This is a genomic window from Streptomyces sp. NPDC032721 (assembly GCF_055579625.1).
Map to the genome: position 1 here is coordinate 136,727 of NZ_JBVIMX010000011.1, position 12,494 is coordinate 149,220.

Below are 12,494 nucleotides of genomic sequence, written 5' to 3' on the forward strand. Positions count from 1 at the left end.
ATCCCCCGGCTCCCCGGCCGGGGCGGCAGACGGACCGGGCGGATGTTGTGGTGCGGCGGAACCCAGCGAATTTGAGCACCAAACGAACGCGAGGCGGACTTTTCGTGACCCGGATCGTGATCATCGGCGGCGGACCCGGCGGGTACGAGGCGGCCCTGGTGGGCGCCCAGCTCGGCGCAGAAGTGACCGTGGTCGACTGCGACGGACTCGGCGGGGCGTCGGTGCTGACCGACTGCGTACCGTCCAAGACCCTGATCGCCACGGCCGAGGTGATGACGACCTTCGACTCCTCGTACGAGGAACTCGGCATCCTCGTCGCCGACGACACCCCGCCCGAGGAGCAGTCCGCGCGTGTCGTGGGCGTGGACCTCGGCAAGGTCAACCGACGGGTCAAGCGCCTCGCGCTCGCCCAGTCGCACGACATCACCGCCTCCGTGACGCGGGCCGGCGCCCGGGTCGTACGCGGCCGTGGCCGGCTGGAGGGCCAGCAGGCCAACGACGGTTCGCGGACCGTCGTCGTGACCGCGGCCGACGGTACGGAGGAGCGGCTGACCGCCGACGCCGTGCTCATCGCGACCGGCGGCCACCCCCGCGAGATCCCGGACGCGCAGCCGGACGGCGAGCGCATCCTCAACTGGACGCAGGTCTACGACCTCGACGAGCTCCCCGAGGAGCTCATCGTGGTCGGTTCCGGTGTGACGGGTGCCGAGTTCGCGGGCGCCTACCAGGCGCTCGGCTCGCGCGTCACGCTCGTCTCGTCGCGCGACCGGGTGCTGCCGGGCGAGGACCCGGACGCCGCCGCCGTGCTGGAGGACGTCTTCCGGCGCCGCGGCATGAACGTGATGGCCCGCTCCCGCGCCCAGTCCGCCAAGCGCGTCGGCGACCGCGTCGAGGTCACCCTCGCCGACGGCCGCGTCATCTCCGGCTCGCACTGCCTGATGGCGGTCGGTGCCATCCCCAACTCCGCGGGCATGGGCCTGGAGGAGGCCGGGGTCAAGGTCAAGGACAGCGGTCACATCTGGACCGACCGGGTGTCCCGCACCTCCGCGCCCGGCGTGTACGCGGCCGGCGACGTGACGGGCGTCTTCGCCCTCGCCTCGGTCGCGGCGATGCAGGGACGTATCGCCATGTACCACTTCCTCGGTGACGCGGTCGCCCCGCTGGACCTCAAGACGGTCTCCTCCAACGTCTTCACCGACCCCGAGATCGCCACTGTCGGTTACACCCAGGCGGACGTCGACGCGGGCCGGATCGACGCCCGCGGCGTCAAGCTCCCGCTGCTGCGCAACCCGCGCGCCAAGATGCAGGGCATCCGGGACGGCTTCGTGAAGCTGTTCTGCCGCCCGGGCACCGGGATCGTCGTCGGCGGCGTGGTCGTCGCCCCCCGGGCGAGCGAACTCATCCACCCCATCTCGATCGCCGTCGACAACAGCCTGACCGTCGAACAGATCGCGAAGGCGTTCACCGTGTACCCGTCCCTGTCGGGTTCGATCGCCGAGGTGGCCCGCCAGCTGCACACCCGCAAGACGTCGGGCGACAACTGACCGTACGGGTGGGGATGTTGACCGGCCGGGGCTGGAACTCGCCTCGGCCGGAGGTCATATACCACTTCTGAGAGCGGTTTGCGACCAACTTCTGTTATTCGGCGCAAACTGCTGAAAACTATCGGCCGGTCAGGTTACTGTCAGTTTCGTGTTCGCTGCAGAACGTCGTCAATTGATCCTCGAAATGGTGCGGGCCAACGGGGCGGTATCGCTCCGGGAGCTCGCCCGCGTCGTCCAGACCTCCGAAGTGACCGTACGGCGGGACGTGCGGGCGCTGGAGGCAGAAGGACTCCTCGACCGTCGGCACGGCGGTGCGGTACTGCCGGGCGGGTTCACCCGTGAATCCGGCTTTCCGCAGAAATCCCACCTCGCGACCGCGGAGAAGACGGCCATCGCCGACCTCGCCGCAGGGCTCGTCGAGGAGGGGGAGGCCATCGTCGTCGGCGCCGGTACGACCACTCAGGAGCTGGCGAGACGGCTGGCCCGGATCCCCGGGCTGACCGTCGTGACCAACTCCCTCCTGGTCGCTCAGGCGTTGGCGCACGCCAACCGCGTCGAAGTCGTCATGACCGGTGGAACGCTCAGGGGTTCCAACTACGCGCTGGTGGGAAGCGGTGCCGAGCAGTCCCTCCAGGGGCTGCGGGTGTCCCGTGCCTTCCTGTCCGGGAGCGGGCTGACCGCCGAGCGCGGGCTCTCCACGTCCAACATGCTCTCCGCGAGCGTGGACCGGGCGCTGGTGCAGGCCGCGGCGGAGGTGGTGGTCCTCGCCGACCACACCAAGCTGGGCACCGACACCATGTTCCAGACCGTGCCGACCGACGTCATCACCCGCCTCGTCACCGACGAGCCGCCGGCTCATGACGAGCGGGCGGCGACGGAGTTGCAGGCGCTGGCCGACCAGGGCGTACAGATCGCGGTCGCGGGGACGGGGCCCGGAGCGTCCGGGGCCGGCTCCGTGGGTGACGGTGTCCCGCCGGGGCGTCAGCAGCCGCGTCGGGACATGCCGTTGCCGGGGCAGCGCAGGACCCACCCGGGTGGGCCCGGGGCACAGCTGCGCAGTGCGGCGGCCCTGGCCGACCAGCAGTCGCCCGCGGAGCGGGCCAGGGTGGCCGATATGCGGCGTCGGTAGGGCTTGTTGGTGCTTGGTGCTTGGTGCCGCCGCCGGTGATTCTTCGGTTTAGCGCGGGCGCAGTCCCCGTACGGCCAGGGAGAGCAGGCGGTCCGCCAACTCCGGGTCGTCGGGCGACTGTTCGGCGGCCAGTGCGATGGCGTTGGTGAGCTGCATGAGGTCCCGGATCGGGACGTCGGGGCTCACGGCGCCGGCCTCCTGTGCGCGTACGAGCAGGGCTGTGCCCGCCTCGCGCATCGGGATGCTGCACGCGGCCATCGCCGCGCCCTCGCCGGTGCCGCCGTCGGGGCAGGCGGAGGCCACCATCAGGGCCCGGGCCAGTCCCCGGTACTCACCCGCATGAGTGATGATGGCGCGCAGCCAGGTGACCAGTGCCTCGCACGGGGCGGGGTCCTGGGCCAACTCCTCCGCGCGGGAGAGCAGTTCGTCCACCGCTTCCTGGAACACCGCGCTCAGCAGTGCGTGGCGGGTGGGGAAGTGGCGGTACAGGGTGCCGATTCCGACGCCTGCGCGGCGGGCGACCTCCTCCAGTGAGGCGTCGGTGCCGTGCTCTCCGAAGGCGGTACGGGCCTCGGCGAGGAGCTTCTCGTAATTGCGGCGGGCGTCTGCGCGCATGGGGCGGGGGGTGGGGACGGCGCGGGGGGTGGGGGGACTGGTGGTCGCCATTACCCCAGCATGCCATTGGGGGTGGGTGGGGGTGTCATGGGTGGGGCGGGGTGGGGGTGCGGGCCCTGGCGGAGGTGGGGCGGGGGCGAGGGGTGCGACTCCGTCGGGGGCCGCCCCCTTGCCCGCCCGTCCCGCCCCCGGGGGGCGGCCCCGCCGCCCAAGGGGGCGGGGGCGTACAGGCGGCTTCGCCGCCCAAGGGGGCTCGGCGGGGGTAGGGGCGGCTCCGCCGCCCGAGGGGGCTCGGCAACGGGACGGCCCCGCCGCCCGGAGGGGTGGCGGGGCCGGAGGGGACTTGGTCAGTCCTTGATTTCGCAGATTTGGGCGCCGGAGGTTACCGAGCCGCCTACCTCTGCCGTCAGGCCCTTTACCGTGCCCGCGCGGTGGGCGTTCAGGGGCTGTTCCATCTTCATGGCCTCCAGGACCACGATCAGGTCGCCCTCGTTGACCTGCTGGCCCTCCTCGACCGCGACCTTCACGATCGTGCCCTGCATGGGCGAGGCGAGGGTGTCGCCCGAGGCGGCCGAGCCGGCCTTCTTCGCGGCGCGCCGCTTCGGCTTGGCACCGGCGGCCAGGCCGGTGCGGGCCAGCGTCATGCCGAGGGAGGACGGGAGGGAGACCTCAAGGCGCTTGCCGCCGACCTCGACGACGATCGTCTCGCGGCCGGACTCGTCCTCGTCGCCCTCGGCACCGGGGACGGTGAACGGGGGGATCTCGTTGACGAACTCGGTCTCGATCCAACGGGTGTGCACCCGGAAGGGGTCCGCCGTGAAGGCCGGGTCAGCGACCACCGCACGGTGGAAGGGGATGGCGGTGGCCATGCCCTCCACGTTGAACTCGGCCAGTGCGCGGGCGGCCCGCTGGAGGGCCTGCTCGCGGGTGGCGCCGGTGACGATCAGCTTGGCGAGGAGGGAGTCCCACGCCGGGCCGATGACCGAGCCGGACTCGACGCCCGCGTCCAGCCGGACACCGGGGCCGGTCGGCGGGGCGAAGAGGGTGACCGTACCGGGGGCGGGCAGGAAGCCCCGGCCCGGGTCCTCGCCGTTGATGCGGAACTCGAAGCTGTGGCCGCGTACCGCCGGGTCGTCGTAGCCCAGCTCCTCGCCGTCGGCGATGCGGAACATCTCGCGGACCAGGTCGATGCCGGTGACCTCTTCGGTGACCGGGTGCTCCACCTGGAGGCGGGTGTTGACCTCCAGGAAGGAGATCGTGCCGTCCGCGCCGACCAGGAACTCGACCGTGCCGGCGCCGACGTAGCCGGCCTCCTTGAGGATCGCCTTCGAGGAGGCGTACAGCTCCGCGTTCTGGGCTTCGGAGAGGAAGGGGGCCGGGGCCTCCTCCACCAGCTTCTGGTGGCGGCGCTGGAGCGAGCAGTCACGGGTGGAGACGACGACCACGTTGCCGTGCTGGTCGGCCAGGCACTGGGTCTCGACGTGCCGCGGCTTGTCGAGGTAGCGCTCGACGAAGCACTCGCCGCGCCCGAAGGCGGCGACGGCCTCGCGGACCGCCGAGTCGTAGAGCTCCGGGACCTCTTCGAGGGTGCGGGCGACCTTCAGACCGCGACCGCCGCCACCGAAGGCGGCCTTGATCGCGATGGGCAGGCCGTGCTCCTTCGCGAAGGCGACGACCTCGTCCGAGCCCGAGACCGGGTCGGGGGTGCCCGCGACGAGCGGGGCGCCGGCGCGCTGCGCGATGTGCCGGGCCGCCACCTTGTCGCCCAGGTCGCGGATGGCCTGCGGCGGCGGGCCGATCCAGGTCAGCCCCGCGTCGAGCACGGCCTGCGCGAACTCGGCGTTCTCCGACAGGAATCCGTAGCCGGGGTGGATCGCGTCCGCACCCGAGTCCTTGGCCGCCTGGAGCACCTTGGCCATGTCCAGGTAACTGGCGGCCGGAGTGTCACCGCCCAGGGCGAACGCCTCGTCGGCCACGCGGACGTGCAGAGCGTCCCGGTCCGGATCGGCGTACACGGCGACGCTCGCGATACCGGCGTCGCTGCAAGCGCGGGCGACGCGGACAGCGATCTCGCCTCGGTTGGCGATGAGCACCTTGCGCACGATGGCTCCCTCCATGCTGTGTCTGTGTCCCGGGGGTCGAACCCCGGTCCCCCGGCCGGATTCACCCGAGCCAGGGAGCTCGGCGGATCATCGTGCCGAAAGGCTTCGCTGAAACATGCTGAGTTTAGGGACTGCCGACACGACCGCACGAGCGGCCCCCAGGGGTGAGCTTGCCCACACACAGGGTGAACCCGAGGTCGCTCCAGTCGTGAAAACCCTTGTCGCACCACGGTACGACGGGTTGCCACCTCGCACAGTAGTGCCGTGATGTGGTCAAGGTCTCTGTCCGGGCGGCCAGCGGGGCGGGGGGATTCTTTGTGGGATCCCTACGAGTGGCCAAGGCTTTCTTTGCCCGGACGAGAGCGGGGCACGAGCGCGTCACCAGCCGCGCCCAACCCCTTGTTGAAGCCATTACCCGTTAGTAGCCTGCGCGATGCAGCCATACGTGACGACGGGTAACACCGGAAAGACAGGTGGGGCGGATGGTCCGCAGGCCGATAGCCGTGGTGACCGGGGGCGTGCTGATCGTGGAGGCCGTCGCGGTCGTCTTCGTCAACATCGTGCTCGGCAAGGTCGTCGCGAACCAGTCCATGTCGCTCGCGGGCTCCGACCCCGACAAGGTCTCGGACGCCACCTTCGCCCTCGGCGCCGTCTGTGGCCTCTACCTCGCCGCCTGCGCGTTCTTCCTGATCAGGGCCGCGATCACCGACCGCGCCCCGGGCCGCGTCGGCCGCATCCTGCTCGTCGTGGCGGCCGTGATCCACGGGGTGCTGGGCGCGGCGGCGGTCGGCCTGGTGAGCTGGTGGGCGTTCGCGTACATGATGACCGTGCTCGGTCTGCTCGTACTGAGCCTGATGCTGTACGGGCGCCAGGACGACCGCCTGCACGACCCGTCGGCGGACGGGAAGGCCGTCCCGCCGGGGAACGGGTCGCCCGCCACCGCGTGATCCCTACGACGCCCAGAGGTCCGTGATCCGCACGTCCAGCTCCGCGAGCAGGGTGCGCAGCAGCGGGAGCGACAGCCCGATGACGTTGCCCGGGTCGCCCTCGATGCCGCGTACGAAGGGGGCCGAGCGGCCGTCCAGGGTGAACGCCCCCGCCACGTGGAGGGGTTCGCCGCTCGCCACGTACGCCGCGATCTCGGCGTCCGACGGCTCGGCGAAGTGCACGGTCGTCGAAGCGGTCGCGGACGCGCGCCGGCCCGTCGCCGTGTCGATGACGCAGTGACCGGTCTGGAGGACCCCCGAGCGCCCGCGCATCGCCTTCCAGCGGGCCGTCGCGTCCTCCGCGTCGTCCGGCTTGCCGAGGGCCTGCCCGTCCAGTTCCAGTACGGAGTCGCAGCCGATGACCAGGGCGCCGGCCGCCTCCGGGAGCGCGGCCACCACGTCCGCCTTCGCCGTCGCCAGTACGAGGGCCAGCTCGCCCGGCGTCGGGGCGCTCAGCGCGTCCTCGTCGACGCCACTGACGATCACCTCGGGCGCGAGCCCCGCCTGCCGCAGCAGGCCCAGCCGGGCGGGGGAGGCGGAACCGAGCACGAGGCGGCGCGAAGAAGTCATGGAACAAGGCTAGCCAGTGCGCGAAGCCCCCCGGACCGGGCCCGCCTCAGCGCACCCCCGCCACGAACATCGCCACCACCATCGCCAACGCCAGCACCAGCCCCGCGCGGCGCAGCATCGCCTGCATGTCGCGGAGCTCCTTGGGCGGCTCATTCTTGGGGTCGGACCACAGCATGCCTTCGATAGTGCTGCCGGGACGCCGGTGGCGCCTGAGTACGTGTACTCAGGCGCCACCGTGCGGAATGACTAATTCAAGGCCCGCCCAGGAGGGCCGGGCTCAGCAGGGCCGGGCTCAGGAGGGCCAGTACGTACGGCCCCACGCGGTCGGCCCCGGCTGCGGCAGCCGGTGGGCGGCCACCCGGGACGGGTCCGACCAGGCCGGGCGGGGAGCGGCGGGGCCGGGCGCCGCGCTGCCCGAGGCAGCGGCGCGGGCCTGGACCACCGCCAGTGCGGCGGCCAGCTCCTCCGGGGTCGGATTGCCCCGGACCACCTTGATCATGTCGAACCCTCCGGTCACGTCCGTCATGGCGTCGACTCCCTTTCTAGAGCGGGATGTTGCCGTGCTTCTTCGGCGGCAGGGACTCGCGCTTGGTGCGCAGCTGGCGCAGGCCGCGGACGACGTGGGCGCGGGTGTCCGAGGGCATGATCACCGCGTCGACGTAACCGCGCTCGGCGGCCACGTACGGGTTGAGGAGGGTGTCCTCGTAGTCCGCGATCAGTTCGGCGCGCTTCGCCTCCGGGTCCTCGGCCGCCGCGATGGTGCGGCGGTGCAGGATGTTGACCGCGCCCTGGGCGCCCATGACGGCGATCTGGGCGGTCGGCCAGGCCAGGTTGAGGTCCGCGCCCAGGTGCTTGGAGCCCATGACGTCGTACGCGCCGCCGAAGGCCTTGCGGGTGATGACGGTGATGAGCGGGACGGTCGCCTCGGCGTACGCGTAGATCAGCTTGGCGCCGCGCCGGATGATGCCGCCGTACTCCTGGTCGACGCCCGGCAGGAAGCCGGGGACGTCCACGAAGGTGAGGACGGGCACGTTGAAGGCGTCGCAGGTGCGCACGAAGCGCGCGGCCTTCTCACTCGCGTTGATGTCCAGACAGCCCGCGAACTGCATCGGCTGGTTGGCGACGATGCCCACCGGGTGGCCCTCGACGCGGCCGAAGCCGGTGAGGATGTTCGGCGCGAACAGGGCCTGGGTCTCCAGGAACTCGCCCTCGTCCAGGACGTGCTCGATGGCCGTGTGCATGTCGTACGGCTGGTTGGCGCTGTCCGGGATGAGGGTGTCGAGCGCCCGGTCCTCGTCCGTGGTCTCCAGATCGGCTTCCTCCGGGAAGGCCGGGGCCTCGCTGAGGTTGTTCGAAGGGAGGTAGGACAGCAGCGACTTGACGTACTCGATGGCGTCCTTCTCGTCGCCCGCCATGTGGTGCGCGACACCGGAGGTGGTGTTGTGGGTGCGCGCGCCGCCCAGGTCCTCGAAGCCGACGTCCTCACCCGTGACGGTCTTGATGACGTCGGGCCCGGTGATGAACATGTGCGAGGTCTGGTCGACCATGACCGTGAAGTCGGTGATGGCCGGGGAGTAGACCGCGCCGCCCGCGCACGGGCCGACGATCAGCGAGATCTGCGGTACGACGCCGGAGGCGTGGACGTTGCGCCGGAAGATCTCCGCGAACAGGCCGAGCGCGACGACACCCTCCTGGATGCGGGCGCCGCCACCGTCGTTGATGCCGACGACCGGGCAGCCGGTCTTCAGCGCGAAGTCCATGACCTTGACGATCTTCTCGCCGTACACCTCGCCGAGCGAGCCGCCGAAGATGGTGAAGTCCTGCGAGTACACGCAGACCGGGCGGCCGTCGACGGTGCCGTAACCGGTGACGACGCCGTCCCCGTACGGGCGGTTCTTCTCGATGCCGAAGTTGGTGGAGCGGTGCCGGGCGAACTCGTCCAGCTCCACGAACGAACCCTCGTCCATGAGGAGTTCGATCCGCTCACGGGCCGTCAGCTTGCCCTTGGCGTGCTGCTTCTCGACCGCGCGCTCGGAACCCGCGTGCGTGGCCTCTTCGATGCGGCGACCGAGATCCGCGATCTTCCCTGCGGTGGTGTGGATGTCGAACTCTGCGGGCTCTGCGGCTTCGGACACGAGGGTGCGGCTCCCTGCTTCGGCTGCGTACGCCTCGGTGCCCGGTGCACGGCTGGGCAGGGAGACGGTACGGACGGCTACTGGTCCGTAGCGTAATGGCGGTACCGCCGGTCGGCAGTGCGTCGTTTGCCACACCTAGGCTGCCTTGCATGACGCCTCCTTCTGATGCTTCGGACCACACGCCGGACCACTCCTCGGACCTCCCCTCCGGCCTCCCGCGGGCCAACCCCTGGAGCGACCTCGCCCGGCCGCCGCTGAACGCGGCGGGGCTGCGGCGGGCGCTGGTGCGCGAGGGCGGGCTGTGGACCTCGCTCGACGTCGTGCCGTCGACCGGCTCCACCAACAGCGATCTGGCCGGGCGGGCCGGGGAACTGACGGAGGGCGCCGTGCTGGTCGCCGAGGAGCAGACCAAGGGCCGCGGCCGACTGGACCGCACCTGGTCGGCCCCCGCCCGCTCCGGGCTCTTCTTCTCCGTCTACCTGGAGCCGGGCGACGCGGTGCCCGTCGAGCGGTGGGGCTGGCTGCCGCTGCTCACCGGCGTGGCGGTGGCCACCGCCCTGTCGCGGGCGGCGGGCGTGGACACGGCACTGAAGTGGCCGAACGACCTGCTGGTCACCGTGGACGGCGAGGAGCGCAAGGCGGGCGGCATCCTCGCTGAGCGGGTGGGTCCCGGCGTCGTCGTCGGCGTCGGCCTCAACGTGTCGCTGGGCGCCGGGGAACTGCCGGTGCCCACGGCCGCCTCGCTGGCACTGGCGGGCGCCACGACGGTGGACCGCGACCCGCTGCTGCGGGCCGTGCTGAGGTCCCTGGAGGAGTGGTACGGCGACTGGCGCACCGCGGGCGGCGACCCGGCGGGCAGCCGCCTCCAGGAGGCGTACGCGGTCGGCTGCTCGACGCTGGGCCGGATGGTCCGCGCGGAACTGCCCGGCGGCCACGCGCTGACCGGGGAGGCGGTGGCCATCGACGGGGACGGGCGGCTGGTGCTGGGAACGGCGGAGGGCGTCCAGCGGCCGGTGGGCGCGGGCGACATCGTGCACCTGCGGCCGGGGGTGTAGCGATCCGGGTGGTGGCCGCCGGTGAGAAGCGGCCGGGTGGGCCAGGAGTGAGCCACGGCACATCTGCCGTATCGTTGACGCGACCCGCCCCGAGCGGGTCGGGCGACAGATCGACAGGCGGCGGTAAGGCAGTGCGCAGGGAACGGGCAGGAGGCGGCAGGTGACCGTCGAGGACACCACGTCCGACGGGGACTCGGACCCCCACCCCACTACTCCGGCGACCCCGGAGCCCGCCAAGGGCCCCGTGTTCCACGAGGTCGACCACACCGCCGAACCCTCCGACGACCCCCTGGCCATCCGCCTCGAACAGCTCATCCTCGGGGCCGAGCGCCGCTACACCGCCTTCCAGGCGGCCCGTACCGCAGGCGTCTCGATGGATCTGGCCTCCCGGTTCTGGCGGGCCATGGGATTCCCCGACATCGGCCAGGCCAAGGCGCTCACCGAGGCCGACGTCCTCGCCCTGCGCCGCCTCGCCGGACTCGTCGAGGCGGGGCTGCTCAGCGAGCCGATGGCCGTACAGGTGGCCCGGTCCACCGGGCAGACCACCGCCCGGCTGGCGGAATGGCAGATCGACAGCTTCCTGGAGGGGCTCACCGAACCGCCCGAGCCCGGCATGACCCGTACCGAGGTCACCTATCCGCTGGTGGAGCTGCTGCTCCCGGAGCTGGAGGAGTTCCTCGTCTACGTGTGGCGCAGGCAGCTCGCCGCCGCCACCGGGCGCGTCGTACAGGCCGCCGACGACGACGAGATGGTCGACCGGCGCCTCGCCGTGGGCTTCGCCGACCTCGTCGGATTCACCCGGCTCACCCGCCGCCTGGAGGAGGAGGAGCTCGGCGAGCTGGTCGAGGCCTTCGAGACCACCTGTGCCGACCTCGTCGCCGCGCACGGCGGCCGGCTCATCAAGACCCTCGGCGACGAGGTCCTCTACTGCGCCGACGACGCCGGTACGGCGGCCGAGATCGCGCTGCGCCTCATCGAGACGCTCTCGCACGACCAGACCATGCCCGCCCTGCGCGTCGGCATCGCCTTCGGCACCGTCACGACCCGGATGGGCGACGTCTTCGGTACGACGGTGAACCTGGCCAGCCGCCTCACCTCGATAGCGCCCAAGGACACCGTCCTGGTCGACGGCGCACTCGCCGAGGAGCTCTCCCGCACCGGTGACGCACCCGTTTCGGAGGCCGAGGCCGCGACCGAGGCGGAGAAGGCGGCACAGGAGGGCACCGAGGCCCCCACCTACCGCTTCGGCCTCCAGCCGATGTGGCAGCGCCCGGTGCGCGGACTCGGAATAGTGGAGCCGTGGATGCTGAACCGGCGCGCCAAGCCGGACCCGGAGCCCGGCAGCCCTTCCTGAGCCAGGAGCCCGGCAGCCCTTCCTGAGCCAGGAGTACGACAGCCCTTCCTGAGCCCGTACGCCCCTGCCTAAGATCGCCCGGACACCGGAAAAGAACGATCGTTAACCGGCGACACGTGACACGCGATACGCGACAGGGGTACGGGCATGGGCGACGAGCAGCGCTTCGGGGAATTCGTGGCGGTACGGCGGCACGGCGACGGCGGCCACGTCGCCGAGCTGGTCCTGGACCGGCCCAAGGCGATGAACGCGGTGTCCAGCGCCATGGCCGCCGCCATCGCCGCCGCCTGTGACGCCCTCGCCGCCGACCCCGCCGTCCGCACCACCGTCCTCACCTCCTCGAACGACCGCGCCTTCTGCGTCGGCGCCGACCTCAAGGAGCGCAACTCCTTCACCGACGCCGAGCTGGTCCGCCAGCGGCCGACGGCCCGCGCCGCGTACACCGGGGTCCTCGACCTCCCCATGCCGACCGTCGCCGCCGTCCACGGCTTCGCCCTCGGCGGCGGTTACGAACTGGCGCTCGCCTGCGACGTGATCGTGGCCGACTCGACCGCCGTGGTCGGCCTCCCCGAGGTGTCCGTCGGCGTCATCCCGGGCGGCGGCGGTACGCAGCTGCTGCCGCGCAGGGTCGGGGCGGCGCGGGCGGCGGAGCTGGTGTTCAGCGCACGCCGGGTGGAGGCGGCCGAGGCGGCGCGGCTGGGCATGGTCGACTTCCTGGCCGAGTCGGACGACGCCCGCGAGGAGGCCCTCGCCCTGGCCGCCCGCATCGCCGCGAACTCGCCCGTGGGGCTGCGTGCCGCGAAGAAGGCGCTGCGGCTGGGGCAGGGGCTCGACCTGCGGGCCGGGCTTGAGGTCGAGGACGCGGCGTGGCGTTCGGTGGCGTTCTCCGGTGACCGGGCGGAAGGCGTGGCGGCCTTCAACGAGAAGCGGAAGCCCGCCTGGCCGGGGGAATGAGCACGCCCCGGGGGTGAGGCGCCCGGGTGAGGTTGCCGCCGCCCCGGCAG

The 12,494-nt window shown here is 71.9% G+C and carries 12 protein-coding genes; 6 read left to right on the top strand and 6 right to left on the bottom strand.

Annotation, left to right across the window (positions count from 1 at the left end; genetic code table 11):
- The first annotated feature begins 104 nt into the window (after positions 1–104).
- Both ACZ5PB_RS23670 and ACZ5PB_RS23675 read left to right on the top strand, forming a co-directional pair.
- A complete protein-coding gene (locus tag ACZ5PB_RS23670; protein ID WP_468693715.1) occupies positions 105–1,544 on the top strand; it encodes an NAD(P)H-quinone dehydrogenase in 1,440 nt (479 codons plus the stop codon).
- A gap of 148 nt (positions 1,545–1,692) precedes the next feature.
- Positions 1,693–2,673: a DeoR/GlpR family DNA-binding transcription regulator gene (locus ACZ5PB_RS23675; RefSeq protein ID WP_468693716.1), complete on the top strand. Its 981-nt coding sequence runs from the start codon at positions 1,693–1,695 to the stop codon at positions 2,671–2,673.
- 48 nt (positions 2,674–2,721) lie between these two features.
- Here the strand turns inward: ACZ5PB_RS23675 and ACZ5PB_RS23680 are convergent, their stop codons facing one another.
- Positions 2,722–3,288, bottom strand: coding sequence for a TetR/AcrR family transcriptional regulator (locus ACZ5PB_RS23680; protein ID WP_468693717.1), 567 nt, complete (start codon positions 3,286–3,288; stop codon positions 2,722–2,724).
- Between the two features lie 347 nt (positions 3,289–3,635).
- Positions 3,636–5,390 carry an acetyl/propionyl/methylcrotonyl-CoA carboxylase subunit alpha gene (locus ACZ5PB_RS23685; protein ID WP_468693884.1) on the bottom strand — a complete coding sequence of 585 codons (1,755 nt, stop codon included), beginning with the start codon at positions 5,388–5,390 and terminating at the stop codon, positions 3,636–3,638.
- A 482-nt stretch (positions 5,391–5,872) separates the two neighbouring features.
- Here ACZ5PB_RS23685 and ACZ5PB_RS23690 point away from each other — a divergent pair, with 482 nt between their 5' ends.
- Positions 5,873–6,337: a hypothetical protein gene (locus ACZ5PB_RS23690; protein ID WP_468693718.1), complete on the top strand. Its 465-nt coding sequence runs from the start codon at positions 5,873–5,875 to the stop codon at positions 6,335–6,337.
- A 3-nt stretch (positions 6,338–6,340) separates the two neighbouring features.
- Here the strand turns inward: ACZ5PB_RS23690 and ACZ5PB_RS23695 are convergent, their stop codons facing one another.
- The 4 genes from ACZ5PB_RS23695 to ACZ5PB_RS23710 all read right to left on the bottom strand — a co-directional run bounded on the left by ACZ5PB_RS23695 (position 6,341) and on the right by ACZ5PB_RS23710 (position 9,081).
- Positions 6,341–6,946 carry a Maf family protein gene (locus ACZ5PB_RS23695; protein ID WP_468693719.1) on the bottom strand — a complete coding sequence of 202 codons (606 nt, stop codon included), beginning with the start codon at positions 6,944–6,946 and terminating at the stop codon, positions 6,341–6,343.
- A 46-nt stretch (positions 6,947–6,992) separates the two neighbouring features.
- The gene (mmpB, locus tag ACZ5PB_RS23700; protein WP_453326256.1) at positions 6,993–7,121 is read right to left on the bottom strand and encodes a morphogenic membrane protein MmpB; all 129 of its coding nucleotides are present in this window, start codon (positions 7,119–7,121) and stop codon (positions 6,993–6,995) included.
- 117 nt (positions 7,122–7,238) lie between these two features.
- Positions 7,239–7,472: an acyl-CoA carboxylase epsilon subunit gene (locus ACZ5PB_RS23705; protein WP_468693720.1), complete on the bottom strand. Its 234-nt coding sequence runs from the start codon at positions 7,470–7,472 to the stop codon at positions 7,239–7,241.
- A 16-nt stretch (positions 7,473–7,488) separates the two neighbouring features.
- A complete protein-coding gene (locus ACZ5PB_RS23710) occupies positions 7,489–9,081 on the bottom strand; it encodes an acyl-CoA carboxylase subunit beta (protein WP_468693721.1) in 1,593 nt (530 codons plus the stop codon).
- A 149-nt stretch (positions 9,082–9,230) separates the two neighbouring features.
- Here ACZ5PB_RS23710 and ACZ5PB_RS23715 point away from each other — a divergent pair, with 149 nt between their 5' ends.
- The 3 genes from ACZ5PB_RS23715 to ACZ5PB_RS23725 all read left to right on the top strand — a co-directional run bounded on the left by ACZ5PB_RS23715 (position 9,231) and on the right by ACZ5PB_RS23725 (position 12,444).
- Positions 9,231–10,136, top strand: a complete 906-nt coding sequence (locus tag ACZ5PB_RS23715) for a biotin--[acetyl-CoA-carboxylase] ligase (protein ID WP_468693722.1) — start codon at positions 9,231–9,233, stop codon at positions 10,134–10,136.
- Between the two features lie 160 nt (positions 10,137–10,296).
- A complete protein-coding gene (locus ACZ5PB_RS23720) occupies positions 10,297–11,490 on the top strand; it encodes an adenylate/guanylate cyclase domain-containing protein (protein WP_468693723.1) in 1,194 nt (397 codons plus the stop codon).
- 147 nt (positions 11,491–11,637) lie between these two features.
- A complete protein-coding gene (locus tag ACZ5PB_RS23725) occupies positions 11,638–12,444 on the top strand; it encodes an enoyl-CoA hydratase-related protein (protein WP_468693724.1) in 807 nt (268 codons plus the stop codon).
- Positions 12,445–12,494 lie beyond the last annotated feature (50 nt).

Excerpts from the sequence above, each read along its gene's own strand:
- mmpB (WP_453326256.1), bottom strand. The coding sequence starts at position 7,121 with ATGCTGTGGTCCGACCCCAAGAATGAGCCGCCCAAGGAGCTCCGCGAC.
- ACZ5PB_RS23725 (WP_468693724.1), top strand. The coding sequence starts at position 11,638 with ATGGGCGACGAGCAGCGCTTCGGGGAATTCGTGGCGGTACGGCGGCAC.
- ACZ5PB_RS23715 (WP_468693722.1), top strand. The coding sequence starts at position 9,231 with ATGACGCCTCCTTCTGATGCTTCGGACCACACGCCGGACCACTCCTCG.
- ACZ5PB_RS23690 (WP_468693718.1), top strand. The coding sequence starts at position 5,873 with ATGGTCCGCAGGCCGATAGCCGTGGTGACCGGGGGCGTGCTGATCGTG.
- ACZ5PB_RS23695 (WP_468693719.1), bottom strand. The coding sequence starts at position 6,946 with ATGACTTCTTCGCGCCGCCTCGTGCTCGGTTCCGCCTCCCCCGCCCGG.
- ACZ5PB_RS23705 (WP_468693720.1), bottom strand. The coding sequence starts at position 7,472 with ATGACGGACGTGACCGGAGGGTTCGACATGATCAAGGTGGTCCGGGGC.
- ACZ5PB_RS23680 (WP_468693717.1), bottom strand. The coding sequence starts at position 3,288 with ATGCGCGCAGACGCCCGCCGCAATTACGAGAAGCTCCTCGCCGAGGCC.